A 26,704-nucleotide genomic window follows, 5' to 3' on the forward strand; every position below is an offset into this window, starting at 1 on the left:
TTGTCCACTGCCTGAGCGCTCCTGGGTGAACGTCCCGTCCACCGCCTGAGCAATTTCCGGGCCAACGCCTTGTCCACCGCTTGAGCCGATCTCCCTCGTCCGGTGCCCGCCGGCCCCGTCGGCTCCGGCGTGGGCGCCGCTGGAAGGACCATCTGACATGCCGGACCGGCCCACGACGGCCGTACGTCACACTCCGCAAGCTGCCCGCCCGGCGGAGCCCGCCGGTTCCGCCGGGGTCGCGCACTATCCGTTCACCGCGGTCGTGGGCCACGACGACCTCAAGCTGGCGCTGATCCTCAACGCGGTGTCCCCGCGTACCGGCGGTGTGCTGGTCCGCGGGGAGAAGGGGACGGCCAAGTCGACGATCGTCCGGGCCTTGGCCGCGCTGCTCCCGCCGGTCGCGGTCGTCGCGCGATGCAGGTTCTCCTGTGACCCGGCCGCACCGGACCCCGGCTGCCCGGACGGCCCGCATCACCTGGACGGACCACACCATTCGGAAGGTCCACGCTCCGTGGACGGTCCGCGTGCCCAAGATGGCCCGCACGATTCCGACGTACCGCGTTCCCAGGACGGTCCGCGCTTCCAGGACGGTCCGCGTTCTCTGGAGGGTTCGCGTGACGAGGCGTCCGCGGTCGTCCGGCCGGCCCGGCTGGTGGAACTGCCGGTCGGCGCCTCCGAGGACCGCCTCGCCGGCGCGCTGGACCTGGAACGGGCGCTGACCGAGGGCGTCAAAGCGTTCGAACCGGGTCTGCTCGCGGCGGCCCACCGGGGCGTCCTGTACGTGGACGAGGTCAACCTGCTGCACGACCATCTCGTGGACCTGCTGTTGGACGCCGCCGCCCTCGGCACCTGCTACGTGGAGCGCGACACCGTGTCGGTGCGGCACGCGGCGCGCTTCCTCCTGGTGGGCACGATGAACCCCGAGGAGGGCGAGCTGCGTCCCCAGCTCCTCGACCGCTTCGGCCTGACCGTTGAGGTCGTGGCCTCCCGGGATCCGGCCGAGCGTGCCGAGGTCGTGCGGCGCAGGCTGGCGTTCGAGGACGACCCGGACGGCTTCGTCCGGCGGTGGCGGGAGGAGGAGCGGGCCCTGGCCGCGCGCATCGCCGAGGCGAGGGCACGCCTGGCCCGCATTCAGCTGCCGGACGCCGCCCTGCGCACGATCGCCACGGTGTGCGCCGGTCTGGGCGTGGACGGAATGCGCGCCGACCTGATCACCGCGCACGCCGCGGCGGCGCACGCGGCCTGGCGGGGGGACATCCGGGTCACCGAGGAGGACATCCGGCAGGCCGCCCGGCTCGCTCTGCCGCACCGGCGCAGGCGCGACCCGTTCGACGCGCCCGGCCTGAACGAGGACGAACTGGACGACCTGCTCCGCGACGCCGCCTCCGGCCTGGACGACGACCCGGATCCGGGGCCTCCCGGTGGTGGCCAAGACGGCTCCGAGGCGGTGCCAGGGACGTCGTCCGATCGCGGGACGGACGCCGACCGACGGCAGGACCCGCTGCCGGAATCAACCGTGCCCCACGGCCGAGCGTCGGGCCAGGGACGTGATCGATCTCAGGCCGACGACGATCTCCATCACGGCCCGGAGCGAGACCGAGGCCGGGACCACGAGCAAGGCCGGGAGCAAGACCCCGGCCGGGTTCAGCAGGACGGTACGGGTCAGGGGCAGGACGTCCGGCCGGGAGCGGCGGCGGCACCGAACGGTGCGGCGGCGGACGTTCCAGGACAGCCGGCCGCGCCGCCCGGGGACCCGTACCGGGTACGGGCGCTCACCGTCCCCGGGCTCGGTACCGGCGCCCCCGGACGCCGGTCACGCGCGCGCACCTCGCATGGACGGGTCACCGGGGCACGGGTGCCGTCCGGCCGTCCCGGTGTCCCGCATCTGACCGCGACGGTCCGCGCCGCCGCCCCGTACCAGCGGGAACGCGGCAGGACCGGGCCCGGGCTGGTCATCCGGCGCGCCGACGTCCGCGAGGCGGTACGCGAAGGACGGGAGGGCAACCTCGTGCTGTTCGTCGTGGACGCGAGCGGATCGATGGCGGCCCGCCGCCGCATGGGAGCGGTCAAGGGAGCCGTACTGAGCCTGCTGCTGGACGCCTACCAGCGCCGCGACAAGATCGGCCTGGTCACCTTCCGCGGGGCCGGCGCCGAGCTGGTCCTGCCGCCGACCTCGTCGGTGGAGGCGGGAGCGGCCCGGCTGCGCGACCTGCCGACCGGAGGGCGCACGCCGCTCGCCGAGGGGCTGCGCCGTGCCGCCGGGGTGGTCCGCGCGGAACGCCTGCGCGACCCTTCGCGCAGGCCGCTGCTCGTCGTGGTCACCGACGGGCGCGCCACCGCGGGCACCGAGGGGGACGTGCGCCGCGCCGCCGCGCCGCTCAGGGGCGTCGCCGCCGTGGTGGTCGACTGCGAGACCGGCCCGGTACGGCTGGGGCTCGCCGCGCGCCTCGCGGCACTCCTGCGCGGAGAGTCCGTCCACCTGGCGGACCTGGCGGCCGGCGGGCTGCGCGATCTCGTCCGCGAACGACGGAAGGCGGCCTGACATGCGGGCGGACCGCCCCAGGGCTGCCGCGCCGACCAGGGGAAAGGCAGGCTGAGGATGCCGCAGGGGAAACCGGAACAGGTGCCGGACGACGGCCTGACGACGCGGCAGCGCCGCAACCGCCCGCTCGTCCTGGTGCACACCGGGCCCGGTAAGGGCAAGTCGACGGCCGCCTTCGGGCTGGCCCTGCGGGCGTGGAACCAGGGCTGGCCGATCGGCGTGTTCCAGTTCGTCAAGTCCGCCAAGTGGCGCGTCGGGGAGGAACGTGCCCTCGCGGTACTCGGCGCGTCCGGGGAGGGCGGCACCGTGGCCTGGCACAAGATGGGCGACGGCTGGTCCTGGGTCAGGAAGGGCGGGACCGAGGAGGACCACGCGGCCGACGCGCGCGAGGGCTGGGCGCAGATCAAGCGGGACCTGGCCGCGCAGACGTACCGGCTGTACGTGCTGGACGAATTCACCTATCCGATCAAATGGGGCTGGATCGACGTCGAGGACGTCGCCGCCGCGCTCGCCGCCCGCCCCGGCGGCCAGCACGTCGTGATCACCGGGCGGGACGCGCACCCGCGCCTGCTGGAGGTCGCCGACCTGGTCACCGAGATGACCAAGGTCCGGCACCCGATGGACGCGGGACAGAAGGGTCAGAAGGGCATCGAATGGTGACCGCGCTTCCCCGGCTGGTCATCGCGGCGCCGTCGTCAGGCGCGGGCAAGACCACGGTGGCCACCGGGCTGATGGCCGCGTTCGCCGCGCAGGGGCTCGCGGTCTCACCGCACAAGGCCGGGCCCGACTACATCGATCCCGGGTACCACTCCCTGGCCACCGGCCGTCCCGGGCGCAACCTCGACCCGTGGCTGGTCGGCGCCGACCTGATCGCCCCGCTGTTCCTGCACGGCGCCGCCGGGGCGGACATCGCGGTCATCGAGGGCGTCATGGGCCTGTTCGACGGCGCCGCGACCCCGGCGGACGACCACCCGGCCACGTCCGGGACGCACCACTCCGTCGAGCCCAGGACGGACCAGGTCGCCGCCTCCGGAGAGCACCAGGTCCGCACCGGCGGCGCGCGGCATCCGGCCGCGTCCGCGAGGGAGAAGGTGATCACATCCGAAGCGGATCGGGTGGACGACGTGGCGTCCACGGCGCATGTCGCACGGCTGCTTTCGGCTCCGGTCGTTCTTGTGGTGGACGTGTCCGGGCAGGGCAGGTCCGTGGCGGCGCTCGTCCACGGGTTCATCGCGTACGACACCCAGGTCCGGATCGGCGGGGTGATCCTCAACCGGGTCGGCTCGCCCAGGCACGAGCGGATCTGCCGGGACGCGCTCGCCGACACGGGCGTCGAGGTGTTCGGCGCGATCCCGCGTACCGAAGTGGCGCGGACGCCGTCCCGGCACCTCGGCCTGGTGCCGGTGGCCGAACGGGCGACCGCCGCGAGCGCGGCCGTGGCCGCGATGGGAGAGCTGGTGGCCGCCACCTGCGACCTCGCCGCCCTCGCCCGCCTCGCGCACAGCGCCCCCCGCCTCGCCGCATCCCCCTGGGACCCGCACGAGGCCGTCGCGCACCTCGTCCCGGCCCTCGGCGCGCCGGAACCCCACGCCGAGGACGGGCGTGCGTACGGCGGCGGGGAGGTGGTGGTCGCGGTGGCCGGTGGGAGGGCGTTCACCTTTGGGTACGCCGAGCAGGCCGAGCTGATCCAGGCCGCCGGAGGGACCGTCGCCGCGTTCGACCCCCTGCGCGAGGAGAGCCTTCCGGAAGGGACGGGCGCGGTCGTCCTGCCCGGCGGCTTCCCCGAGGTGTACGCGGCGGAGCTGTCGGCGAACGAACCGCTCCGCCGGGCGGTGGCCGCGTTCGCCGGGCCCGTCGTCGCCGAGTGCGCCGGCCTGCTCTACCTCTGCCGCGAGCTCGACGGGCTGCCGATGTGCGGGTTGCTGGACGCCGCCGGCACGATGACCGACCGGCTGACGCTCGGGTACCGCGACGCCGTGGCCGTGCGCGACTCGGTGCTGACCCGCGAGGGCGAGCGGTACCGGGGCCACGAGTTCCACCGCACGCGGGTCGTCGCCGCCGGGGATCTCGCGCCGCTGTTCCGGTGGCGGGGCGGCGCCGACGGGTACGGCGGTCGCCGGCTGGCCGCGTCCTACCTGCATCTGCACTGGGCGGGCAGCCCGCATCTCGCCCCGAGGCTGGTCGCCGATGCCCGCCGATGACCTCTTGGCCGGCCGCGCGGAGCAGAGCGGACGCCCGTGCCACCCCACACCCGCGCCCGGCGCAGGACACATGGCCTCGATGCAGGCACACCACGTTGCCGACGCGGGTCCGGCGGCGGTGTCTCCGGACGTGCCCGCGGGGTGCGCGGTCACCGTTGTCGGCATCGGCGCGGACGGCTGGGACGGGCTGCCGCCCACCGCACGCGCCGAGATCGACGCGGCGGAGGTGCTCATCGGCGGCGCCCGGCAGCTCGCGCTCGTACCGCCCGGCGTGCGGGCCGAGCGCCTCGCCTGGCCCTCGCCGATGCTCCCCGCCGTCCGCGAGCTGCTGTCCCGGCACGCGGGCCGGCGGATCTGCGTACTGGCGAGCGGCGACCCCATGTTCCACGGTGTCGGCACGACGCTCGTCCGGCTGCTGGGCATCGGACGGGTGCGGATACTGCCGCACCCGTCGTCGGTCTCGCTGGCCTGCGCCCGATTGGGGTGGCCGGTCGAGGACACCCCGGTCGCCAGCCTGGTCGGCCGTCCGCTCGAATCGCTGAACCGCTTGCTGCGGCCGGGTGGGCGCGTACTGGTGCTGAGCGCGGGCGCGGCGACTCCGCGCCTCGTGGCCGGCCTGCTGTGCGCCCGCGGGTACGGCGCGACCGCGATGACCGTGCTGGAACAGCTCGGCGGGCCCGCGGAGCGCGTCCTCGCAGGCGCGGCGGATCGGGTGGACGAGTGGGCGGAATCCGTCGATTCCCTGAACATCATCGCCCTGGAACTCCGCCCGACGCCCGGCTCGGTCTCCAGCGTGGCCTCCGGCTCAACGTCTGGCGTGGTGCCTTGCTCGGCTTCAGGCCGGACGTGCGGCGTGGTGCCCGGCTCGGCTTCTGGTGTGGTGTCTGGCTCGGTCTGCGGCGGCGAGTCCGGCGTGGTGCCCGGCGGGGCTTGCGTACCGGTGCCGTCGTCCTTCGTCGCCGGGCTGCCGGACGAGGTGTACGAGCACGACGGGCAGCTCACCAAGCGGGAGGTGCGGGCCGTGGCGCTCGCGTCGCTCGCGCCGCTGCCGGGCCGGCTGCTGTGGGACGTCGGGGCGGGCGCGGGCAGCATCGGCATCGAGTGGATGCGCGGCGCACCCGGCTCCCGGGCGATCGCGGTCGAGGCGCGGGCCGATCGCGCGGAGCGCATCACGCGTAACGCCGCGTCCCTGGGCGTCCCTGGCCTGCGCGTCGTCACGGGTACGGCCCCGGCGGCCCTGGCCGGACTGAAGGCGCCGGACGCCGTCTTCGTCGGAGGCGGCGCGACCGTCCCCGGCCTGGTGGAGACCTGCTGGGACGCGCTGCGCCCCGGTGGCCGGCTGGTGGTGGCGGCGGTGACCGTCGAGTCGGAGGCCGTCGTGGCCTCCTGGCACGCCAGGGCGGGCGGCGATCTCACGCGGGTGTCGATCCAGCGCGCGGGCCGGATCGGTGGCTTCACCGCCTGGCGTCCCGCGATGCCGGTCACCCTCTGGACGGCGGTCCGGCCATGACCGGGGCGACCTGTTCGATGGCCGGCCACGGCCGGTGGAGACGCGCCCGGAGGGACCGGGCGGAGGAAGGAACGACGGCGTGACCGTGCATTTCATCGGAGCCGGGCCCGGTGCGGCCGATCTCATCACCGTGCGCGGGCGCGACCTGATCGCCGCCTCGCCGGTGTGCCTGTACGCGGGTTCCCTGGTGCCGGAGGAACTCCTCGCGTACGCGCCCACGGGGGCGAGGCTGGTCGACACGGCCCGGCTGACGCTGGACGAGATCGTCGCCGAGATGCTCGACGCGCACGCCGCAGGGCGGGATGTCGCGCGGCTGCAGTCGGGCGACCCGTCGATCTTCAGCGCCATGGCCGAGCAGATGCGCCGCCTGGACGCGGCCGGGGTCGCGTACGACGTCACGCCGGGCGTGCCCGCGTTCGCGGCGGCCGCGGCGTCACTCGGCCGGGAGCTGACCGTGCCCGGGGTGGGCCAGACCGTGGTCCTCACCCGTACGTCGGCCCGCGCCACTCCGATGCCGGAGGGCGAGGACCTGGCCACGCTCGGTCTGAGCCGGTCGACCATGGTGCTGCACCTTGCGGTACAGCGCATCGAGGCCGTCGTGGCCGAGTTGGTCCCCGGCTACGGCGCCGGCTGCCCGGTCGCCGTCGTCGCCCGGGCGAGCCGCGACGACGAGATCGTGCTGCGCGGCACTCTCGGCGACATCGCGGAGCGGGTTCGCGAGGCGGGGATCGTCCGCACCGCGGTGATCGTCGTGGGGGCCGTTCTCACGGCCTCGGAGTTCCCCGACAGCCACCTGTACTCCCGGGAGCGGCTCCGTGACCGATCCGCCCTCTGAGCAGCGGGTGCCCTTCGCCGGAGAGGGAGGTGCCGTGGCGTACGAGTACGAGCGGGACGGGGGTGAGATCTATCGGCGGTCGTTCGCGACGATCCGGGCGGAGGCCCGGCTGGCGGGGCTGCCGGACGATGTCGCCCGCGTCGCCGTCCGCATGATCCACGCGTGCGGGATGGTCGACCTGGTCGACGATCTGGCCTGGTCGCCCGGCGTCGTGTCCCGGGCGAGGACGGCGCTGCTGGCCGGGGCGCCGGTGTTGTGCGACGCGGCCATGGTGGCCTCCGGGGTGACCCGGCGGCGGCTGCCCGCCCGCAACGAGGTGATCTGCACGCTCGGCGACGCGCGGGTGCCCGAGCTGGCCCGCAGGCTCGGCACCACGCGGAGCGCGGCGGCACTGGAGCTGTGGCGCGACCGCCTGGACGGGGCCGTGGTGGCCGTCGGCAACGCGCCGACCGCGCTGTTCCGGCTCCTGGAACTGGTGGCCGAGGGCGCGGGACGGCCGGCGGCCGTGCTCGGCGTCCCGGTCGGGTTCGTCGGTGCCGCCGAGTCGAAACAGGCCCTGGCCGAACATGGCGGCCTCGCGTACCTGATCGTGCGCGGGCGCCGGGGCGGAAGCGCGATGGCGGCGGCCGCCGTCAACGCGATCGCGAGCGAGGAAGAGTGATCGGGCTATGAGTGACCTGCGCGCGACCGGGCAGGTGGGCGGGTCCATCGGGGCAGGTGAACCGGTGAAGCCGGTCGACCCCATGGAGACGGCCGACCCGGCGGAGACGGCTGAGCCCGTGCAGACCGGTGAACCCGTGGAGACGGGTGACCCGATGGGGGCGGGTGAACCCGTGCAGGCCGGTGACTTCGCGGAGATGGGTGACGCGGTGCGGGCGGTGGGACGTCTGTGGGGGGTCGGGCTGGGGCCCGGTGATCCGGAGCTGGTGACGCTGAAGGCCGTACGGCTGATCGGGGCGGCGGACGTGATCGCCTACCACAGCGCCCGGCACGGCCGCAGCATCGCGCGCGGCGTCGCCGAGCCCTACCTGCGGGCCGGCCAGATCGAGGAGCCGCTGATCTACCCGGTCACCACCGAGACGACCGACCACCCCGGCGGCTACCGCGGCGCGATCGACGAGTTCTACGCCACCTGCGCCCGACGGCTCGCCGCCCACCTCGACGCGGGACGGGACGTGGTCGTGCTGTGCGAGGGCGATCCGCTCTTCTACGGCTCGTACATGCACCTGCACAAGCGGCTCGCCCACCGGTACCCGGCCGAGGTCGTCCCGGGGGTGACTTCGGTGAGCGCGGCGTCGGCGGCGCTCGGGCGTCCCCTGGTGGAGGGGGAGGAGACGCTGACCGTCCTGCCGGGAACGCTGCCGGCCGACGTCCTCGCCGACCGGCTCGCCGCCGGCGGGCCGGCCGCCGTCCTGAAGCTCGGGCGTACCTTCGGCTCGGTGCGCGAGGCGCTGGCCCGGTCGGGGCGGCTGGCGGAGGCCTGGTACGTGGAGCGGGCCAGCACGGGCCGTCAGCGTGTCGCCCCGCTCGCCGAGGTGGACCCTGCGGAGGTGCCGTACTTCTCCATCGCGGTCCTCCCCAGCCCGGCGGCCCAGCCCGCAAGCCGTCCGGCCCTCGCGAGGGGCGCGGGGGTCGGGGTGGCCGTCGCAAACGGGGCCCCAGGTCAGGACCCGCTGGTCGCCGCCATGCGAACGAAGGGCGAGGACGGCTCCGTGCGCGACAGAAGGCAGGCCGGGTACGCGACCTCCCACCGGAAGACCGCGGAGAACTGGAGCGAAGCGGCAACGGTGGCGGCCGGTGGCCAGGCCACGTCGAGAGCGGCCGGCGAGCCGCGCCGCGTGGCGGCCGTTGAGGCGCCCGGCGGACTGGACGGCCGGCCAAGGGGGGCGCACGACGAGGCGGTCGGCCGACCGCACGGCGTGCCGCACGACGGTGCGCACGGCCGGCCGCATGGCGGCGCGGACGGCGGAATTGACGGTGGTGGGGTCGGCGAAGCGGGTGGCGGGCGGGGGGAGGTGGTGGTCGTGGGGCTCGGGCCCGGCGGTCGCGCCTGGCTCACCCCCGAGGCGCAGGACGCGCTGGCCACCGCGGACGACCTGGTGGGATACGGGCCGTACCTCGACCGGGTGCCGCCCAACCCGCGGCAGCGCCGGCACGCCTCGGACAACCGGGTGGAGGCCGAACGGGCCGCGCACGCCCTGGAACTCGCCGCGGCCGGGTCGCGGGTGGCCGTGGTGTCCTCGGGAGATCCCGGGGTGTTCGCCATGGCGAGCGCCGTCCTGGAGGTCGCCGGCGCCGACCGGTTCGCCGGGGTGCCGGTGCGCGTGGTGCCCGGGCTGACCGCGGCGCAGGCGGTCGCCGCGCGGGCGGGGGCGCCACTGGGGCACGACTACTGCGTGGTCTCGCTGTCCGACCGGCTCAAGCCCTGGGAGGTGATCGCCGGGCGGCTCACCGCCGCGGCGCGCGCCGACCTGGTGCTGGCGATCTACAACCCGGCGTCGCGTGCCCGCACCTGGCAGGTGACCGCGGCACGCGACCTGCTGCTGGAGCACCGAGCGCCGGACACCCCCGTGGTGATCGGACGGGACGCCGGCCGGCCCGGTGAGAGCCTGCGCGTCACCACCTTGGCCAAACTGGACCCGGCCCACGTCGACATGCGCTGCCTGCTGATCGTCGGCTCGTCCACGACCCGCGTCGTCGAGCGGCACGGCCGCCCCGTGGTCTTCACCCCGCGCCGCTACCCCGCCTGACCCTCCGGCCTGACCCTCCGGCCTGAGCCGGGCGGTCCTGCCGGAACGGGGGCACAGGGGCCGTCATCCTCGCAGCAAGCGAGGCTGTGCTCCTTCGTCGCCGCACGTCCGGTGCGCACGGCCGATGGAGAGGGTGTCGAGCCAGGTCAGGGCGTCGGGGATGGTCGTGGCGGTGTGCATGCCGCCGGTCGGCGGGGTGGGGAGGGGCGGGCGGCGGACGATGACGACGGGGAGGCCGAGTTCGCGGGCGGCCGTCAGTTTGGCCGCGGTCATGGTGCCTCCGCTGTCCTTGGTGACCAGCACGCCGATGCCGTGGGCGCGCATCAGCGCCCGCTCGCCCGTCACCGTGTACGGCCCGCGGTCGAGCAGGAGGTGGTGGCGGCGGGGGAGCGGCGGCTCGGGCGGGTCCACCGTACGGATGAGGAACCACGACTCGTCCAGGTCGGCGAACGCGGGCAGCCCCTGCCGCCCGGTGGTGAGGAAGACCCGCTCGCCGAGCGCCGGCAGCGCGTGGGCCGCCTCGGTCAGGGACGTCACCCAGTGCCAGTCGTCTCCCGGCTCGGGCGTCCATCCGGGGCGGCGGAGCACCAGCAGCGGCACGCCCGCCGCGGCGCATGCCCGGACGGCGGAGGCGGTGATCCGTTCGGCGAACGGATGCGTGGCGTCCACCACCGCGCGCACCTCGTGTTCGCCGAGCCAGGTGGCCATGCGCTCGGGCCCGCCGAACCCGCCGACGCGCACCTCGCCCTCGGGCAGCTTCGGGTCGGTCACCCGCCCCGCCAGCGACGACACCACCCGTACCCCGGGCCGCCCGGCCAGCTCGGCGGCCAGCCCCCGGGCCTCCCCGGTGCCCCCCAGGACCAGAACGGTCCCCGCCACTCCTGCGCGCCGATCGTCCACGGTCCCTGGCCCTCCCTTCAAGTGCGCCACTATTCTCCCTGAGCCGGTGCGGGGGTGACGGTTTTCCTTGAGCCGGTGCGGCAGTGGCGGTTCTCCTTGAGCCGATGTGGGGGTGACAATTCTCCCCGGGCCGGTGGGGGTGACGTTCTTTGCGGGCCGGTGTGAGGGGGGCGGTGGGCTGGTGCGGTGACCACGTACGTTCGCCGGGCGCGGCTCCGCTCTTCGGCCATGTGCCGGTGTGTTCGCGCGACCCCGGGCCGGCGGGCCGTGGTGCCGCGATGCCGGCGCCGGCTACGGCGTCCGGCCCGGTGAACGTTCGTGGAGAGTCCACCGGGGAATGTATGGGGGTGGCGGTGGGGGCGTAGGAGAAATATGGGGGCATCGCCCCCATGTCGCGGGTCGCGCGGGGACGCGATACTCAACGCCGTGAACCGATCCAGCCAGTGCGTCACAGAGCCGCCCCAGCCTCCGGCCCCGGCCGGGGACGCGGCGCGTCCTCCCGCCTGGAACGCCGCCCTGGAGGCCGTCCCGGACCTGCCGGAGGGCTCCACCGGGCGGACGGCGGGCCTTTCGGACGCCCTGCGGCCGCTCGTCGGTCACGCGGCGGACCGTCTGGTCGCCGGCGCCGCGGGTCTGGACACCGAGCTCCGCGAGCTCCGCGAGCTCAACGGGCTAGGCGGGCTTCGGCTCGACTCGATCAGGAAGCGGTTCGCCGCCGACCTGTCGGCCCGGCTGACCCGGATCGCCTCCCGCGTGCTGGTGTTCGAGCTGAACGCCCGGCGGGTCAGAGGAGAGCTGGCCGGCGGCACCCCCGCCGAGCGGTTCGCCCACTTCGTCGGCCAGATCGGCGAGGGGGGAGGGCTCGTTGCGCTGCTGGTGGACTATCCCGTACTGGGCCGGCTGCTCGACCAGACCGCCGACCAGGCGGTGCGGGGCGGGCTGGAACTGCTGACCCGGTTCGCGGGCGACCGCACCCACCTGCGCGAGTTGGTGGGTGCCGACGCCGGGGACCTGGTGGAGTTCACCGCGACGGGCGACACCCATCACGACGGCCGGGCGGTCGCCGTGCTGAGCCTGTCCGGCGGGGCGAAGGTCGTCTACCGGCCGCGGCCGGTCGAGGCGCACCTGCGCTTCGCCGAGGTGCTCGGCTGGCTCAACGAGCGCGTGCCGGGCCTCGACCTGCGCACGCCGAGGGCGCTGTGCCGGGACGGCTACGGCTGGAGCGAGTTCGTGCCGGCCGCGCCGTGCGCCGACGCGGCCGAGGTGGAGCGGTTCTACCTGCGCGCGGGTGCCCTGCTCGCGCTGCTGTACGCGGTCAACGCCATCGACGTGCACTACGAGAACCTCGTCGCCTGCGCGGGCCAGCCCGTGCTGGTGGACGTGGAGACGTTGTTCCACCCGGCGCTGCCCATGGAGGCGTCCGCCGACCCGGCGCTGACCGCGCTGCGGGACTCCGTCCAGCGCACCGCGTTGCTGCCGAAGGTGATGGTCGGCGACCAGGGGGCGCTGGACATCTCGGGGCTCGGCGGTGACAAGGACGGGGTGTATCCGTTCTCCACCCCGGTGTGGGAGGGGGACGGGACGGACACGATGCGGCTGGTGCGCGGGGTCGCCCGGTTCACCGGGGGCGTCAACCGTCCGCGGCTGAACGGGGTGGACGCCGACCCGGGCGACCACGTGCCGAGTCTGCTGGCCGGGTTCCGCCGGGCCTACGACGCCATCGCGGCGGGGCGGGAGGAGTTCCTGTGTGGGCCGCTGGCGCGGTTCGCGCAGGCCGAGGTACGGGTGCTGCTCCGGCCCACCCGGTTCTACGCCGAGTTGCTGACCGAGTCGACGCACCCCGATGTCGTACGGTCGGCCGCCGAGCGGGACGCGGTGTTCGGCGTACTGGACAGCGTGTCGGCCGGAGACCCGGCGCGGTCGGCGGCGGCGCCGGCCGAACGGGCGGACCTGTGGGCGGGGGACATCCCCTGCTTCAGTGCGAAGCCGGGCATCGCGGAGATCCGCGACAGCGGGGGAAGGCCGCTGTCGTGGCGCCCGGCGCAGAGCGGGCTGGACGTCGTCGCGGCCAAGCTCGCACGCATGGGCGCGGTCGACCGGGACCACCAGGAATGGCTCATCCAGGCCTCGATGGCGGCCAGGGTGACCGCCAGGACCGGCGGAAACGACCGGAATGTCGGGAACGGGCGGCACGAGCCGGGGGAGCCGTCCGACGCGCCGCTGCAGGCCATGGTTCCTCATCCAGAGGCGCTGGTGGCCGCGGCACGGGGCATCGCCGACCGGCTGTGCGCCACCGCGCACCGCGAGGGCCGGACGGTCAACTGGCTGGGCCTGGAGCCGCTGGAGCACGGCCAGTGGTCGGTCATGCCGCTGGGGGGCGGCCTGGCCACCGGGTACCTTGGCGTCGCGCTGTTCCTGGCGCAGGCCAGCCGGGCCACCGGCATCTCCCGCTATCTGGACTTCGCCCGGATGGCGGTGGAACCGCTGCCCCGCCTGCTGGAGCAGATCACCGCGCACGACGCCCTGCTGCGCGCGGTGGGGTGCGGCGGGTTCGGCGGGCTGGGCGGCATCGCCTACGGCCTGTCGCAACTCGGCGTGCTGCTCGGCGACGGCGAGGTGGCGGGCTGGGTGGAGCCCGCGGTGGCCGCTGCGGGCGCGGCGGTCACCGACGAGGCGCCGCTGGACGTCCACGACGGCCTGGCGGGGTGCCTGGCCGCGATGCTCGCCGTCCGCGACGGCACGGGGTCGGCGGCGGCCGGTCGCGTGGCGGAGGCGTGCGCCGAGCGCCTGACGGCGGCGGCCCCCTCGGCCGCGCTGCCGCCGGGGTTCGCGTTCGGCGCGGCCGGCGTCGGATGGGCCCTGGTCAGGAACGGGCCGAGCCTGGAGGGCGCCCGCCTGCTCACGGGCGCCGCCGCGCAGGTGACCGAGGGGGGCACCTGGTGCCATGGCCGGGCGGGAGTGCGCCTGGCCCTGGCCGACGCGGCGATGCCGGGCGACACCGCCGGTCGCCCCGCCGCAGACGTTCCGCTCGGCGGGCACGGCCTGTGCCACGGCGAGACGGGACGCCTGGAGGCGATGAGCGCCCTCGCCAAGAGGGGGGACACGGGGGCACAACGGTCACTGCGCCGCCACGCGGGCAGGCTGCTGGCCTCGCTGGACACCCACGGAGCGCTGTGCGGCACTCCCCGCCACGCGCCCACACCGGGCCTGCTCGACGGTCTGGCCGGCATCGGCCACGGACTGCTCAGGCTGGCCCTGCCCGAAAGAACGGCTTCGGTGCTCCTGCTGAAGCCCACTGTTGAAGGAGAGACCCGTGGACTTTGAGAACAACGTGACCGCCGAGAGCGCGGCACCGTCGTGGCAGGAGCGGCTGGGCAAGCCGGCCGGAGAGATCATGATCAGGGTGGCCGGGGTGTCTCCGGTGACCCGGGCCCTGGTGCTGACCGGGCTGGCCGCGGGGGCGACCCTCGCGTTCGGCTCGCCGGACACGGCGGCGCACGCGCACGCGGTGCTGGCGGCGGGGAACGAGGACACCGTCAACCCGGTGACCATCAGCACCAGCTGACGCCGGACCGGCCGCCGGGTGACCCTTGTGCCCGGCTCGCCGGAGACGGCGGCGCCCGGGCACGCGGTGCCGGCCGCCGCGTACGGCGACAGCCGCCTGCGGTACCCGCTGAAAGCGGGCCGACCACGGGGGGACACGCGTGGTCGGCTCGCCGGACGACGGCGGCGGGTGCGTACGGGCGCGAGGCCGGCCGGTGGGAAGGACGACACCGTCGACCGGATCGCTATACACCGCCTACTAAAACAGTATATTTCGTGACATGGCGGCAGATAATCTGTCGCCATGTCATTCACCGCCCCCATTCTGGTGGGTCGAGAACGTGAATTAGCGCTGCTCGACCATCGCCTGGCCGCCGCGCGCGAAGGCCGCGGCGGCGCGGTGTTCCTGCTCGGCGACCCCGGAATCGGCAAGTCCCGCCTTTCCGCGGAGTGCGCCTACCGGGCGTACGACGCCGGAATGACCGCGTTACGGGGCCGCGGTGGCGGGGTCAGCGCGGACATCCCGTTCAAACCGCTCTGCGAGGCGCTGCTCTCCTACACCCGGACCAAGGAACCGCCCGACGACCCGGCCCTGCTGCCCTACCTGCCGGCGCTCACCAAGCTGGTTCCCGAATGGCGGCGCGCCGGGGTCGCCGACCACCTGGAATCGGTGGTCGTGCTCGCCGAGGCCGTCCTGCGGCTGCTGGCCGTGATCGGCCGCGACGGCGGCTGCCTGCTCGTCCTGGAAGACCTGCACGAGGCCGACGCCGACACCCTCGCGGTCGCCGAGTACCTGGCCGACAACCTCGACGGGGTGCCCGCGGTCCTGCTCGCCAACCTGCGCAGTCACGCCGGGCCGGCCCGCGCCGTCGCCGAGGCGTGCGCGCAGCGGCGCAGCGCCGCCCTCATCGACCTTCCCGCCCTGCGGCCCGACCAGCTCGGCCGGCTGACCGCCGCCTGCCTGGGCACCTCCCCCGACGACCTGCCGCAGCAGCTCCTCACCCGCTTGGAACGTGACACCGGAGGCGTCCCGTTCGTCGTCGAGGAGCTGCTGGCCGCCATGGCCGGCGTGGGCGCGCTGGAGCACGACGGCCGGCGCTGGCACCTGAACGGCGACCGGGCGATCGACGTGCCGACCACCCTGGTGCGCAGCATCACCCTGCGCGCCGCCCAGCTCGGCGCCACCGCGCAGGAACTGCTGCACACCGCGGCCGTCTTCGGCTCGCGCTTTCCCATCCCGGTCATCCAGGAGGCCACCGGCCTGGACGACCGCGAGGTCATGGCCTTCCTGCGCGCCGGGACCGCAGAGCGGCTCATCATGCCGGACGACTCCGCGAGCGACTGGTACGCCTTCCGGCACGCCCTGATGGCCGAGTCCCTGCTGTCGTCGCTGATCCCCGCCGAACGGGCCGTGATCGCCAGGCGTGCCGCCGAGGCGCTGGAGCGCCTGCACCCCGGGCTGCCGGGCGAGTGGTGCCAGATCGCCGCCACCCTGCGCCTGGCCGCCGGCGACACCCTCGGCGCCGCCGGGCTGCTCGCCGACGCCGGCCGCCGCCTGCTGGGCGAGGGCGCCGCCGACCTCGCCGTCACGCTGCTGGAACGCGCCTACGGCATGCTCGGCTCCGCCCCCGCCGACCTGCGGGCGGGCACCCTGCAGGCCCTGCTGCACGCGCTGACCGAGAGCGGGGAGGCCGACCGCGCGTTCGCCCTCGCCAAGGACCTCCCGGTCACCGGCGGCCTGTCCATGACCATCCCGTACGAGATCGACCTGCGCACCAAGCTGGCGTGGGTCGCCGCCGAGATCGGCGGCACCGCCGACGGCCTCGCCCACGTGGCGGCGGTCCGCAGGCTCCTCGAGATCAGCCCCGACGAGGCCCGTACCGCCGCGATCGACGTGATCGAGGCCCAGCTCATCGTCCCCGACCACGGCGTCCTGCAGCAGAGCCCGCAGCGGATGGCCACCGCCGAGGCACTGGTACGGCGCGCCGCGGAGGTCGCCGAACGCGTCTCGCTCCCCGAGGTGGCCTGCCAGGCGTGGGAGCGCATGGCGATGTTCTCTCGCGTCCGCGGGTTCGACGAGCCCGACCGGTGCCTGACCCGGGTGCTGTCCATCGCCGACGCGAGCGGCCTGAAACTGTGGAAACTGCGGGCCATGCTGCGCCTGGCCGCCAACCACGCGCTGCGCACCGGCGAACGGGCCCCGCTGGAGGAGGTCGGCCGGGCCGCCGCGCACGCGGGCGCCATCAGCCTGGTCCACGCCACCCAGGCGTCCCTGGTGATGACGGCCGTACTGCGCGGCGAGTACACCGACGCCCACGAGCTGGCCGTGCCGTGCGTGGAGTCCACCATCCGGCTGGGCCACACCGCCTACACGCAGTACCTCCTGCTCGCCCAGGCCACGCTCGCCGCCCACCAGGCCAAACGCACCGAGATGGAGCAGGCGCTGGAGCGGTTCCGCCGGTGGGGCGGCGAGAGCAGCCTGCACATGCCCGTGGTCCACGGGCTGTGCCAGGCCGTGTGCGCCCTGCTGGAGGAGGACCGCGGCCAGTGCGCCGAGATGCTCACCAAGGCGCGGGAGTGGGAGGACGACAACCCCACCGTCTACTACCTCACCGGCAGGCACGGCCTCGGCGTGCTCATGGACGTGCTGGCCGGCCGGGCGGGCATGGCCGAATGGGAGGCCGCCGACCGCACCTCCGCCGCCGAACTCGCCTGGAACCGCCACTTCCTGCACCTGGCCAAGGCCGTGCTGCTCGGCCGGCAGGGCGAGGCCGAGGCGGCGTCCGCGGAGTTCGGCCTGGCCGCCGCCGTCGCCGGTCCGCACCCGCTGGCCCGGCACCTGGGCCTGCGCCTGGTCGCCGAGGCGGCGCTGGCCGACGGCTGGGGCGAGCCGCTGGTCTGGCTGCGCACCGCCGAGGAGTACTTCCACCAGGCCGGCGTCCCCGCCGTCACCGGGGCCTGCCGCGCGCTGCTGCGCGGAGCCGGCGCCGCGGTGGCACAGCGTCGCACCGGACGGGAGCAGGTGCCCGGCGTGCTGCGCAACCAGGGCGTCAGCGTGCGGGAGTACCAGGTGCTGACCCTGCTCGCCGAGCGGCGCGGCAACGTCGACATCGGCAAGCGGCTGTTCATCTCACCCCGCACGGTGGAGAAGCACGTGGCGAGCCTGCTGCAGAAGACCGGCCTCCCCGACCGCGCCGCCCTCTACGACCACGCCGCCGACCTCATGCGCGCCACCCCGCCGTGAACCGCCGCCCGTGTACGGTCGCCCCCGCGTGATCGTTCCCGGACCGTCGCGACGGGCCGCGCCGCTGAGTACGGTGCGGCCCTCGCCGACCGGCCGCTTTCTCGGTGAGGGCCGTTCGCAGGCGTGCTGCGGCCCGCAGGGGTACGGCGCCGGCCTTCGGGGGATCTCCGCTCAGCTGCTCGCGAGCCCCGGCAGGACCAGCCGCGTCTTCGGGTGGTCGGCCAGCAGGCGGGCCCGCCCGGTGCGGGTGTCGACGCGGTAGGCACGCGTGCTCGCCTCTTCGATCCACACCGTGAGCTCCGATCCACTCCGCCAGAGACCGGTGATCCAGACGGGTTGCCCCTTCGGGAGGCCGCGGATGGGCACCTTGGCCCGTTCGCGCCCGGTTCTGGTGTCCAGCAGGGTGAGGGTGCGCATCTCCTGCACCCAGTCCGACATCGTGTCGTCGTTTCTCTCGAAGGCGGCGACCGTGCGGCCGTCCGGAGCGAGCTCGCTGAAGCCCATGAACGTGCCCTTGAAGCGCACCGGCTTGGACCCGCCGGTGACGGGCATCAGCCACAGGTCGGTCTTGCGGTACCGGACGAGCTCGGCGACGCCGTTCCGCACACTGACCGCTTCGTACTTGCCGGACACCTCCACCGTCTTGCCGGTGCGCATGTCGATCAGCAGCCCGGGGTCCTTGCTCCCCTCGCGCGGGTCGAACATCAGGTGGCGGCCGTCGTCGGAGAGCACGAGCATCGAGCCCGGGCCGATGCGCGTCTCCTTGAGCCGAACAGGGGACGTCACCTGCGAGCCGCTCACCAGGTCGCGCACCACGTGCGCCTGGGCCTGCGGGCTGTAGTAGGCGAGCATGCGCCCGTCACGGCTGATCGCGATGGGCGCCTGATTGTTCTGGGCGGTCCTGGCGAGCGCCTGCCGCAGCCGGTAGGTCCTGCCCGTGTGGGTGACCACCCGCCACCCGGCGACACTGCAGTCGAGGTGCCGTCGCTCCCCGTCGACCTTGCAGGGCGTCTCGTACGCGTAGTCGAGTGGCCCCACATCGCCCGCGGGCAGGTCGGGCACCGCTTCGGCCTGTCGCGGCGCGGCCGGCTGGGGGGACCGGGACGGCACCAGGGCGGCCGTCACCGTACCCGTCGCCGCCACGGTGGCCACCGTGGCGACGGCGGCAAGCAGGGCGCTCGCGCGCCGTTTGCGCCGGTGCCCCGCCACGGCCAGGTCGACCAGGCCGTTCAGGTCCACGGCGGGTGCCTCCTCGGCGATGCCGCTCAGTGCTCTGCGAAGCCTCGTCATGGTGCCACCTCCTGGAATTCGGAAAGAGACCGCGAGTCGGTCAATTCAGGCGCGAGTGTGCGTAACCGGGCCAATGCTCGGTGGGTCTGGCTCTTGACGTTGCCGACCGAGCAGCCGAGCGCCTCGGCCGTCTGCGCCTCGGTGAGGTCCTCCCAGAAACGCAGCACGATCACGGCACGCTGCTTGCGCGTCAGCTTGGCCAGGGCCTGGCGCAGCACGATCCGGTCGACCGACTCCTCGTCGTAGGAGACACCGTGCTCGGGCGGATCGGCGCTCGGCCACTCCCGCCGCAGCCGGCGCCGCCACGAGATGTACTGGTTCACCAGCGCCTTGCGCGTGTACGCCTCGGGGTTGCCGTTCGCGGACAGCTTCGGCCACTGGCCCACGACGTTGATCAGCACGCTCTGCAGCAGGTCCTCGGCGAGGTGAGCGTCTCCCGTGAGCAGGTACGCGGTCCGCGTCAGCGACTGCCGGCGGGCGAGTACGAACTCGCGGAAGCCGTCATGACGATCCAATGTGATCTCCTCTCGCCCGTTCCCAACGCGATCCGCCGGGCGAAAGGTTGCAGGGGGGCGGTGGCCTGCGCCGCCGCGCGCCGATGCGGTGCGCGCCCCCATCGGCCCCCATCGCGCGGTCGCAAATATGGGGGCGGCGCCCGCATGTGGGGGCATGCCCGCCACCGGCACAGTTCTTGCCATGAGCGCAGATCTGATGACCCCCGGGGCCACGCGCGCCGGGCTGGACACGGCGTGGTGGGCGGGCGGCCTGACGCTCGCCGAGCGGCTGGACCGGTCCGGCGGGCGCTTCCCCGCCGGACGGTCGCCGGAGTCGGCCGGCGAGACGGCGCGCTGGCGGCTGCGGGAGTGGCAGAACGCGCACCACCTGCTGGAGGAGGGGCAGTTCGGCCGGCGGCTGGCCGCGGCCGGGCTGACCGTCGCGGAGCTGACCGCGCTGCTGGAGGAGGACTCCGCGGCGCTGGCCCGCCGGGTCACCCGCCCCGCCTGGGCCAGGTGGACCACCGAGGCGATCGCCGCGGCCATCGACCCGGCCGCCGTTCGTACGGCGACGCCGGCCGATGAGGGGTTCGGGGCGATCGTGGCGCCGTTCGCCGAGGAGGCACTGCGCCGGCTCGCGACCGCGCTGAACGCGTGCGGCCCGGCCGTACAGGCGGACGGACTGCTCGCCGACTGGGGCGTCGAGCTGCGGCAGCGGCTGGTGTCGCTGGCCTCGCGCACACTGGTGCTGGAGCTCAACGTCATGCGGGTCTCGCGCCGGCTCGCGGGGGAGACGCCCGAGGAGCGGTTCGCCGACTTCGTCCGGCACTTCCAGCGCCCTGAGGCGCTCGCCGCGCTGTGCGAGGAGTACCCCGTGCTGGCCCGGCTGCTCGCCGAGACCGCCGGCCGGTTCGCCGTCGCCCGCACTGAGATGCTCCGGCGCTACGCCGCCGACCGGGACGCCATCGTGCGCACGCTGCTCGGCGGCGCCGACCCCGGCCCGCTGACCGACGTCTCCGGCAGCGGCGACACCCACCAGGGCGGCCGGGCGGTCAGCGTCCTGACCTTCGCGAGCGGCGCGCAGGTGGTCTACAAGCCCCGCCCGCAGGCCGTCCACCGGCACTTCAACGACGCCCTGGCCTGGCTCAACGAGCGGGTCACCGGCCTGGACCTCACCCGGCTCGCCGTACTGGACCGCGGCGGGTACGGCTGGGTGGAGTTCGCCCCCCACCTGCCCTGCCGGAGCCGCGAGGAGCTCGGCCGCTACTACCACCGGCTCGGCGCGCTGCTCGCGCTGCTGCACGCGCTGGACGGCGCCGACTTCCACTGCGAGAACCTGATCGCCAGCGGCGAGCAGCCCGTGCTGGTCGACCTGGAGGCCCTGCTGCACCCGGTGGTGCCCGGCCCTGGGTACGAACAGCTGACGCAGGACCCCGCGTCGGTGGCCCTGGAGGCGTCGGTCAGCCGCAGCGGCCTGCTGCCCGAGCTGATGGTCGGCGAGAACGGCGTCATCGACCTGTCCGGCATGGGCGGCGACAAGGACGCCATGCTGCCGATGAAGACCCCCACCTGGACCGGTCTCGGCACCGACGAGATGCGGCTGGTCCGCGACCACGTGGCCTTCCCCGGCGGGCGCAACCGCCCGCGCCTGGGCGAGGACGAGGCCGACCCGGCCGACCACCTCGACGACCTGCTCGCCGGGTTCGGCCGGGCGTACGAGGCCATCGTGGCCGACACGCCGGCGGTGGTCGGCCTGCTCACCGCGTTCGCCGACGACGAGGTCAGGGTCGTCCCCCGGGCCACCCGCACGTACGGCAAGCTGATGATGGAGGCCACCCACCCGGACGTGCTGCGCCACGCGCTCGACCGCGACCGCGTGCTCGACTACCTGTGGGCGCTGACGCGCGGCGACGAGACCCGCGAGCGGCTGATCGGGTACGAGATCGCGGACCTCTGGGCCGGCGACATCCCGATCTTCACCACCCGGCCGGGCAGCCGCGACCTGTGGACCTCCGGCGGCGACCGCGTCCACGACATCCTGCCCGAGTCCGGCCTGCGGCGCGCGATCCGCAAGGTCCGGACCATGGGCCGGGCCGACCGGGACCGCCAGGAGTGGGTGATCCGGGCGTCCATGGTGACCCGCGACCGCTCCGGCCTCGCCGGCGTCGCCACCCCTACCGCTTCCGTCGCAGGCGCCGAGGCGCCCGCGGGCGGCGGTCCGGCGCCCGATGTCCTCGCATACGCGCCGCCCCCCGCCCACACCGGTACGGCCCCCGAGGTTCCCGGCTCCGCGAAGGCCGCCGAGGGCGCCCGCACGGTGCCCGCCGTCCCCGGCCCCCTCCGGCCGTACGAGGACCGGCTCATCGCCGCCGCGCGAGACGTCGCCGACCTCGTCGAACGCCACGCCTGCACATCCGGCCCCGGCGGGCGGGTCAACTGGCTGGGGCTTGAGCTGGTCGACGAGAAGTACTGGATGCCGCAGCCGCTGAACTGGAGCCTGTACGGGGGCTACCCCGGGGTGGCGCTGTTCCTGGCGCAGGCCGCCGCCGTCACCGGCGAGGAGCGGTACGCCGACCTGGCCCGCCGCGCGGTCACCCCGCTCGCCCGGCTGGCCGACGACCCGCCGCGGGAGGGCGTCATGGGCGCCTTCACCGGCCTCGGCGGCGTGGCCTACGCGCTGACCCACCTGGCCGTCCTGCTGAACGACCCGGGGCTGGCCGATCCGGTCGAGGGCCTGGTCGAGCTGTGTGCGAAGGCCGCCGGCCAGGACGAGGCGCTGGACGTGATCGGCGGCAGCGCCGGGACCCTGGCGACGATGCTCGCGGTCCACCAGGCCACCGGCTCGGCCGCGGCCTGGCGTACCGCGCGGGCGTGCGCCGAACGGCTGCTCGCCACCGCCACCCCCACCGGAGCCGGAGTCGCCTGGCACACCCCGATGAGCGACGGCCGTCCGCTGACCGGCTTCTCCCACGGGGCCGGCGGCATCGGCTGGGCGCTGCGCCGCTACGCCGACGCGGGCGGCGACCCGCGTGCCCGTGAGACGGCCCTGGCCGCGTTCGCCTACGAGAGCGAGCACTACCGGCCCGACCTGCGCGGCTGGCCCGACTACCGGAAGGGGCAGGGGCCCGACGACGTGCTGCACGCCTGGTGCCACGGCGCCCCCGGCATCGGCCTGGCCCGCGTCGGCGGCCCGCCGTCCCCCGACCTCGACCGCGCGCTGGCCGCCGAGCTGGAGCGCGACCCGATGCCCAACCACAGCCTCTGCCACGGCGAGCTCGGCAACCTCGAACCGCTGCTGCACCTGTGCGACCGCCCGGAGGCCGCCGAGCTGCTGGCCGCCCGTACGGCCCACCTGCTCGGCGACCTCGCCCGCCGCGGCCCCCGCTGGGGCGCGCCCGGCGCCGCCGCCACGCCCGGCCTGATGAACGGGCTGGCCGGCATCGGCCACGGCCTGCTCCGGCTCGCCCGGCCCGGCAGCGTCCCGTCCGTCCTGCTGCTGGAAGCACCCGTGAGGAGTGACCGCTGATGGCCAGGGTCCCGCTCAGACACCAGCTCACCTCCACCGAATGCGCCGCCGCCTGCCTGGCCATGATCGCCAGCTTCCACGGCCGGGACACCCGGGTCGCCGAGTGCCGCGAACTGCTCGGCATCGGACGCGACGGAGTGTCGGCGGCCCACCTGATCTCCGCCGCCCCCGGCATCGGCCTCTACGCCCGCACCGAGCGGGCGGCGCGGGTTGAACGGGTGGACGCGCCGGTCATCGCCTACCGGACCGACCACCACTTCGTGGTCGTGGAGAAGGCCACCGCGCGGCGGGTCCGGGTGGCCGACCCCGGCGCGGGCCGCATGTGGCAGAGCAGGGAGGACTTCGACCGGCGCTACGGCGGCGTGCTGATCCACGTCGTGCCCGGCCCGGAGTTCACCCGGCGGCGCACCCCGGTGCGCGAGTGGCTGATGCTCCGCTACCTCAGGGACTTCGTGGCGATGCCCGGCAGCCGCGGCCTGCTCGCCGCCGTGCTCGCCTGCGCCGCCGTGCTCAAGCTGCTGGCCCTGGTGCTGCCGTTCGCCACCCAGAAGGTCGTGGACTCCTTCGTCCCCGCGCACCGGATCGACGTCCTGCCGCTGTTCGCCGCGGTGGTGCTCGGCACCACCGTCCTGGCCGGCCTGACGACGCTGCTGCGGGAGATGGCGGTGCTCACCCTGCGGGTCCGCGCCGAGGCGACGCTCGGCAGGCGGCTGATCCGGCACATGCTGCGGCTGCCGCTGTCGTTCTTCATCCAGCGCCGCCGCGGCGACCTGCTGGCCCGGCTCGGCAGCGTCTCCACCACGCGGGAGACCGTCACGCAGCGCCTGCTGATGCTGGTGCTGGACGCCGCGCTGCTGACCGGATACCTGATCGGCCTGATCGTGCTCGCCCCCGGCTACGTGCCGGTCGTCCTGGCCCTCGGTACGGCCCACGTACTGCTGGTCGTCCGCATCTCGCCGCGGGTGGCGGCCGTCTACCAGCGGGAGCTGACGACCAAGGCCGAGGAGCAGAGCTACCTCACCGAGACGCTGGAGGCCGTCGTCCCGGTCAAGGCCAACGGGGTCGAGGAACGCGCCGAACGGCACTGGGCCGGGCTGTTCGACACCTACCGTGGCGCCCTGGTCGTCCGCGGCCGGATCACCGCCGGCCTGGAGGCCCTCCACCAGGCCCTCGCCACCGCGGCCCCGCTGCTCCTGCTGCTCACCGGCCTGGCCCTCGTCCTCAACGGGAGCATGACGATCGGCTCGGCGCTCGCCGCGAGCACCGTCGCACTGGCCGTGCTCGCCCCCCTGCAAGGGCTGGCCAGCGCGGGCCAGAGCTACCCGATGCTGCGCAGCCAGATCGAGCGGGTGTACGACATCGTGGACGCGGCCGAGGAGCCCGCCGGCCCGGTGCGGCTGCCCGCGCACACCGCGAGCGGCATCGCGGTCGAAGAGCTGGTCTTCACCTACCAGGCCGACGCGCCGCCGGTGCTGTCCGAGCTGACCTTCGCCGTCCCGCCCGGCGCCAAGCTGGGCATCGTGGGCCGTACCGGCTCCGGCAAGAGCACCATCGCCCTGCTGCTCCTCGGCCTGCTGCGCCCCACCGCCGGCACCGTGCGCCACGACGGCCACGACCTGGGCGAGCTCGACGTCCACGACCTGCGGTCCAGGTGCGGCGCGGTGTTGCAGGACCTCAACCTGTTCAACGGCACGATCAGGGACAACCTCGCCCTCGGCCGCGAGGACGCCACCGAGGCCGAAGTGGTGCGCGCCGCCCGCATCGCCGGGCTGCACGACGACGTGACCGCCATGCCCATGGGGTACGGCACGCTCGTCGGCGAGGCCGGGGCCGCGCTGTCGGCCGGTCAGCGTCAGCGGGTCGCCCTGGCCCGCGCCCTGGTCCACCAGCCCCGTCTGCTCATCCTGGACGAGGCCACCAGCCACCTCGACCCCGAGACCGAACGCCGCGTCGACGCGGCGCTGTCCGGGATCGAGGTCACGCGGATCGTCATCTCACACCGGCTGAGTGCGATCCGCGACGCCCACCAGATCCTCGTGCTCGACCGCGGCCGCATCGTCGAGCGGGGCACGCACGAGGAGCTCATCGCACGAGAGGGGACCTACCACCAGCTGTTCGCACACGACGCGGCGCCCCGGCGGCACGCCGAGGCACTGAACGCGTAAGCCGCGCGCAGGGCTCCGCCCGCGCGCATGGACCGAACTCCGGTCACCACGAAACCCAGATGCGAAATGGAGAGTCCGCCATGTCCGAGAACGAGCTGATCCGTCAGTGGAAGAACCCGCAGGCCCGTACCGCTGACCTGCTGCACCCGGCCGGGGAGATCGCCCTGGACGACGCCAAGGTGGTCGCCGGCGCCCCGCCGCGCACCGAGTACGCCTTCTCCCTGGGCTGCTGCCCCACCGGCACCTGGTGCGGCGGGCTCTGATCCCCCCGGCCTTCGCGGCCGCCCGCCGGATTCGCCGGCACCCATTCACGAACACCTCTCAACCTCAACGAAGACCAAGGAGTCACGAAATGTCCGACAACGAGCTGATCCGTCAGTGGAAGAACCCGCAGGCCCGTACCTCCGGCCTGCTGCACCCGGCCGGGGAGATCGCCCTGGACGACGCCAAGGTGGTCGCCGGCGCCCCGCCGCGCACCGAGTTCGCCTTCTCCCTCGGCTGCTGCCCCACCGACGCGTTCTGCGCCGGCGGCTTCTGATCACCACGACGTAGCCGAAGGGGCCACGAAATGTCCGACAACGAGCTGATCCGTCAGTGGAAGAACCCGCAGGGCCGCGCCGAGGGCCTGGTCCACCCCGCCGGGGAGATCAGCCTGGACGAACTGGTCGGCGGGATGCCCCCGGCCACCGAGGGCATCGCCTCCTGGGGCTGCTGCCCCACCGGCGTGTACTGCAGCTGAGCCGCGTACGCCACGGAGGCACCAGATGTCCGACGACGAGCTGATCCGCCAGTGGAAGGACCCCCGGTCGCGTGCCGGGGGAGCCGGCCACCCGGCGGGTGAGATCGACCTCGACGAGCACATCGCACGCGTCGTCGGCGGCATGCCGCAGGAGACCTGGCCGCCGGTGATCTCGCACAAGTGCTGCACCCTCGAGATCTGCTAGCAGGCCCGGAGCGCGGCGACCGGTGACGGTCACCAGAAGAACGCCGGCCCGCCCGAGCCACCGGACGGGCCGGCACATCGAACACCAACTCTCGAACAGGAGACATCATGTCCGACAACGAGCTCATCAGCCAGTGGAAGAACCCGCAGACCCGCGCCGCCGACCTGGTCCACCCGGCCGGTGACATCAGCCTGGACGACGTGGTCGGCGGTATGCCCCCGCAGACCGAGTCCTTCATCAGCATCGGCTGCTGCGCCACCCGCACCCTCGCCTGCCCGGTCTAGCGGCGCCGGGCGGCCCCGCCGCCCCTGACGCACTCCGGCCCCGCCCTGTCGCGGCGGGGCCGTACCCCTCGCCCGAAACCAAGCTAGGAGCTGTGAAATGTCGGACAACGAGCTGATCCGTCAGTGGAAGAACCCGCAGGCCCGCGCCGAGGGCCTGGTCCACCCGGCCGGAGACATCACCCTGGACGAGCAGGTCGTGGGCGGCATGCCGCCCGCCACCGAGGGCCTGTTCACCTGGGGCTGCTGCAAGCCCACCTGGGGCTTCTGCATCTGACCCCCCTCCCCGGGCGAACTCCCGGGGAACCGAGCGACCGAGATCCCGCCCGGCCACCGGCCCAGGCGGGATCTCGCGTTCCTTGGGACCTGAAGACCCCGAAGGGCGTCGGACGCGTCGAGCGAACGGAGCCGTACACATCAGGCGGAACCGGATGGGCGGGCGGAGGCGTCAGGCCACGGGAGCGCCGAACCAGTGGGGG

21 protein-coding genes are annotated in these 26,704 nt (G+C 74.5%); 18 read left to right on the forward strand and 3 right to left on the reverse strand.

Features of this window, described 5'->3' with window-relative positions; all coding sequences use genetic code 11:
- The first annotated feature begins 157 nt into the window (after positions 1-157).
- The 7 genes from IEY93_RS31525 to IEY93_RS31560 all read left to right on the forward strand — a co-directional run bounded on the left by IEY93_RS31525 (position 158) and on the right by IEY93_RS31560 (position 9,838).
- Positions 158-2,542 carry a VWA domain-containing protein gene (locus tag IEY93_RS31525; protein WP_189166804.1) on the forward strand — a complete coding sequence of 795 codons (2,385 nt, stop codon included), beginning with the start codon at positions 158-160 and terminating at the stop codon, positions 2,540-2,542.
- Positions 2,543-2,599: 57 nt separating this feature from the next.
- Positions 2,600-3,202, forward strand: a complete 603-nt coding sequence (gene cobO / locus IEY93_RS31530) for a cob(I)yrinic acid a,c-diamide adenosyltransferase (RefSeq protein WP_189166805.1) — start codon at positions 2,600-2,602, stop codon at positions 3,200-3,202.
- Positions 3,196-4,743, forward strand: a complete 1,548-nt coding sequence (locus tag IEY93_RS31540; protein ID WP_229691640.1) for a cobyrinic acid a,c-diamide synthase CobB — start codon at positions 3,196-3,198, stop codon at positions 4,741-4,743. The genes cobO and IEY93_RS31540 overlap by 7 nt, the downstream gene beginning before the upstream one ends.
- A 79-nt stretch (positions 4,744-4,822) precedes the next feature.
- Positions 4,823-6,253 (forward strand): precorrin-6y C5,15-methyltransferase (decarboxylating) subunit CbiE, encoded by a 1,431-nt coding sequence (gene cbiE / locus IEY93_RS31545; protein WP_189166806.1) that lies wholly within the window; start codon positions 4,823-4,825, stop codon positions 6,251-6,253.
- 79 nt (positions 6,254-6,332) lie between these two features.
- Positions 6,333-7,088, forward strand: coding sequence for a precorrin-4 C(11)-methyltransferase (gene cobM, locus IEY93_RS31550; protein ID WP_189166807.1), 756 nt, complete (start codon positions 6,333-6,335; stop codon positions 7,086-7,088).
- 34 nt (positions 7,089-7,122) lie between these two features.
- On the forward strand, positions 7,123-7,749 hold the full coding sequence (locus tag IEY93_RS31555; RefSeq protein ID WP_189166827.1) for a precorrin-8X methylmutase: 627 nt from the start codon (positions 7,123-7,125) through the stop codon (positions 7,747-7,749).
- 7 nt (positions 7,750-7,756) lie between these two features.
- A complete protein-coding gene (locus tag IEY93_RS31560) occupies positions 7,757-9,838 on the forward strand; it encodes a precorrin-2 C(20)-methyltransferase (RefSeq protein WP_443728963.1) in 2,082 nt (693 codons plus the stop codon).
- A 63-nt stretch (positions 9,839-9,901) separates the two neighbouring features.
- On the opposite strand, the gene IEY93_RS31565 is transcribed toward IEY93_RS31560, so the two are convergent.
- The gene (locus IEY93_RS31565; protein WP_229691641.1) at positions 9,902-10,738 is read right to left on the reverse strand and encodes a cobalt-precorrin-6A reductase; all 837 of its coding nucleotides are present in this window, start codon (positions 10,736-10,738) and stop codon (positions 9,902-9,904) included.
- A 426-nt stretch (positions 10,739-11,164) separates the two neighbouring features.
- On the opposite strand from IEY93_RS31565, the gene IEY93_RS31570 reads away from it, so the two are divergent.
- From IEY93_RS31570 to IEY93_RS31580, 3 genes are all read left to right on the forward strand, one after another.
- Positions 11,165-14,062: a type 2 lanthipeptide synthetase LanM family protein gene (locus IEY93_RS31570; RefSeq protein ID WP_189166808.1), complete on the forward strand. Its 2,898-nt coding sequence runs from the start codon at positions 11,165-11,167 to the stop codon at positions 14,060-14,062.
- Complete coding sequence (locus IEY93_RS31575) at positions 14,052-14,303, forward strand: hypothetical protein (protein ID WP_189166809.1); 252 nt, start codon at positions 14,052-14,054, stop codon at positions 14,301-14,303. Before IEY93_RS31570 ends, IEY93_RS31575 begins: the two co-directional genes overlap by 11 nt.
- Positions 14,304-14,585: 282 nt before the next feature.
- Positions 14,586-17,525, forward strand: a complete 2,940-nt coding sequence (locus tag IEY93_RS31580) for a helix-turn-helix transcriptional regulator (protein ID WP_189166810.1) — start codon at positions 14,586-14,588, stop codon at positions 17,523-17,525.
- 171 nt (positions 17,526-17,696) lie between these two features.
- Here the strand turns inward: IEY93_RS31580 and IEY93_RS31585 are convergent, their stop codons facing one another.
- Together IEY93_RS31585 and IEY93_RS31590 are read right to left on the reverse strand one after the other, a co-directional pair.
- Positions 17,697-18,815 (reverse strand): hypothetical protein, encoded by a 1,119-nt coding sequence (locus tag IEY93_RS31585; protein WP_189166811.1) that lies wholly within the window; start codon positions 18,813-18,815, stop codon positions 17,697-17,699.
- Positions 18,812-19,330, reverse strand: a complete 519-nt coding sequence (locus IEY93_RS31590) for a SigE family RNA polymerase sigma factor (protein WP_189166812.1) — start codon at positions 19,328-19,330, stop codon at positions 18,812-18,814. Before IEY93_RS31590 ends, IEY93_RS31585 begins: the two co-directional genes overlap by 4 nt.
- Positions 19,331-19,511: 181 nt before the next feature.
- On the opposite strand from IEY93_RS31590, the gene IEY93_RS31595 reads away from it, so the two are divergent.
- From IEY93_RS31595 to IEY93_RS31630, 8 genes are all read left to right on the forward strand, one after another.
- Complete coding sequence (locus IEY93_RS31595) at positions 19,512-22,835, forward strand: type 2 lanthipeptide synthetase LanM family protein (protein WP_189166813.1); 3,324 nt, start codon at positions 19,512-19,514, stop codon at positions 22,833-22,835.
- Positions 22,835-25,000 (forward strand): peptidase domain-containing ABC transporter, encoded by a 2,166-nt coding sequence (locus IEY93_RS31600; protein WP_189166814.1) that lies wholly within the window; start codon positions 22,835-22,837, stop codon positions 24,998-25,000. Before IEY93_RS31595 ends, IEY93_RS31600 begins: the two co-directional genes overlap by 1 nt.
- An 80-nt stretch (positions 25,001-25,080) precedes the next feature.
- The gene (locus tag IEY93_RS31605) at positions 25,081-25,263 is read left to right on the forward strand and encodes a hypothetical protein (protein ID WP_189166815.1); all 183 of its coding nucleotides are present in this window, start codon (positions 25,081-25,083) and stop codon (positions 25,261-25,263) included.
- Positions 25,264-25,352: 89 nt separating this feature from the next.
- Positions 25,353-25,538: a hypothetical protein gene (locus tag IEY93_RS31610; RefSeq protein ID WP_189166816.1), complete on the forward strand. Its 186-nt coding sequence runs from the start codon at positions 25,353-25,355 to the stop codon at positions 25,536-25,538.
- 30 nt (positions 25,539-25,568) lie between these two features.
- Positions 25,569-25,739 (forward strand): hypothetical protein, encoded by a 171-nt coding sequence (locus IEY93_RS31615; protein ID WP_189166817.1) that lies wholly within the window; start codon positions 25,569-25,571, stop codon positions 25,737-25,739.
- 25 nt (positions 25,740-25,764) lie between these two features.
- A complete protein-coding gene (locus IEY93_RS31620; RefSeq protein WP_189166818.1) occupies positions 25,765-25,944 on the forward strand; it encodes a hypothetical protein in 180 nt (59 codons plus the stop codon).
- Positions 25,945-26,051: 107 nt separating this feature from the next.
- Positions 26,052-26,228, forward strand: a complete 177-nt coding sequence (locus IEY93_RS31625) for a hypothetical protein (protein WP_189166819.1) — start codon at positions 26,052-26,054, stop codon at positions 26,226-26,228.
- Positions 26,229-26,325: 97 nt separating this feature from the next.
- Entirely contained in the window at positions 26,326-26,502 is a 177-nt protein-coding gene (locus IEY93_RS31630; RefSeq protein ID WP_189166820.1) for a hypothetical protein, read from the forward strand.
- Positions 26,503-26,704: the final 202 nt, after the last annotated feature.

Origin of the sequence: Sphaerisporangium melleum, assembly GCF_014646695.1 — a bacterium.
GTDB lineage: Bacteria > Actinomycetota > Actinomycetes > Streptosporangiales > Streptosporangiaceae > Sphaerisporangium > Sphaerisporangium melleum.

What these genes read in the sequence shown, in the direction of transcription:
- IEY93_RS31525 (WP_189166804.1), top strand. Translation starts at nt 158, where the DNA reads ATGCCGGACCGGCCCACGACGGCCGTACGTCACACTCCGCAAGCTGCC.
- cobO (WP_189166805.1), top strand. Translation starts at nt 2,600, where the DNA reads ATGCCGCAGGGGAAACCGGAACAGGTGCCGGACGACGGCCTGACGACG.
- IEY93_RS31540 (WP_229691640.1), top strand. Translation starts at nt 3,196, where the DNA reads ATGGTGACCGCGCTTCCCCGGCTGGTCATCGCGGCGCCGTCGTCAGGC.
- cbiE (WP_189166806.1), top strand. Translation starts at nt 4,823, where the DNA reads ATGCAGGCACACCACGTTGCCGACGCGGGTCCGGCGGCGGTGTCTCCG.
- IEY93_RS31560 (WP_443728963.1), top strand. Translation starts at nt 7,757, where the DNA reads ATGAGTGACCTGCGCGCGACCGGGCAGGTGGGCGGGTCCATCGGGGCA.
- IEY93_RS31580 (WP_189166810.1), top strand. Translation starts at nt 14,586, where the DNA reads ATGTCATTCACCGCCCCCATTCTGGTGGGTCGAGAACGTGAATTAGCG.
- IEY93_RS31585 (WP_189166811.1), bottom strand. Translation starts at nt 18,815, where the DNA reads ATGACGAGGCTTCGCAGAGCACTGAGCGGCATCGCCGAGGAGGCACCC.
- IEY93_RS31595 (WP_189166813.1), top strand. Translation starts at nt 19,512, where the DNA reads ATGAGCGCAGATCTGATGACCCCCGGGGCCACGCGCGCCGGGCTGGAC.
- IEY93_RS31600 (WP_189166814.1), top strand. Translation starts at nt 22,835, where the DNA reads ATGGCCAGGGTCCCGCTCAGACACCAGCTCACCTCCACCGAATGCGCC.
- IEY93_RS31605 (WP_189166815.1), top strand. Translation starts at nt 25,081, where the DNA reads ATGTCCGAGAACGAGCTGATCCGTCAGTGGAAGAACCCGCAGGCCCGT.
- IEY93_RS31610 (WP_189166816.1), top strand. Translation starts at nt 25,353, where the DNA reads ATGTCCGACAACGAGCTGATCCGTCAGTGGAAGAACCCGCAGGCCCGT.
- IEY93_RS31615 (WP_189166817.1), top strand. Translation starts at nt 25,569, where the DNA reads ATGTCCGACAACGAGCTGATCCGTCAGTGGAAGAACCCGCAGGGCCGC.
- IEY93_RS31620 (WP_189166818.1), top strand. Translation starts at nt 25,765, where the DNA reads ATGTCCGACGACGAGCTGATCCGCCAGTGGAAGGACCCCCGGTCGCGT.
- IEY93_RS31625 (WP_189166819.1), top strand. Translation starts at nt 26,052, where the DNA reads ATGTCCGACAACGAGCTCATCAGCCAGTGGAAGAACCCGCAGACCCGC.
- IEY93_RS31630 (WP_189166820.1), top strand. Translation starts at nt 26,326, where the DNA reads ATGTCGGACAACGAGCTGATCCGTCAGTGGAAGAACCCGCAGGCCCGC.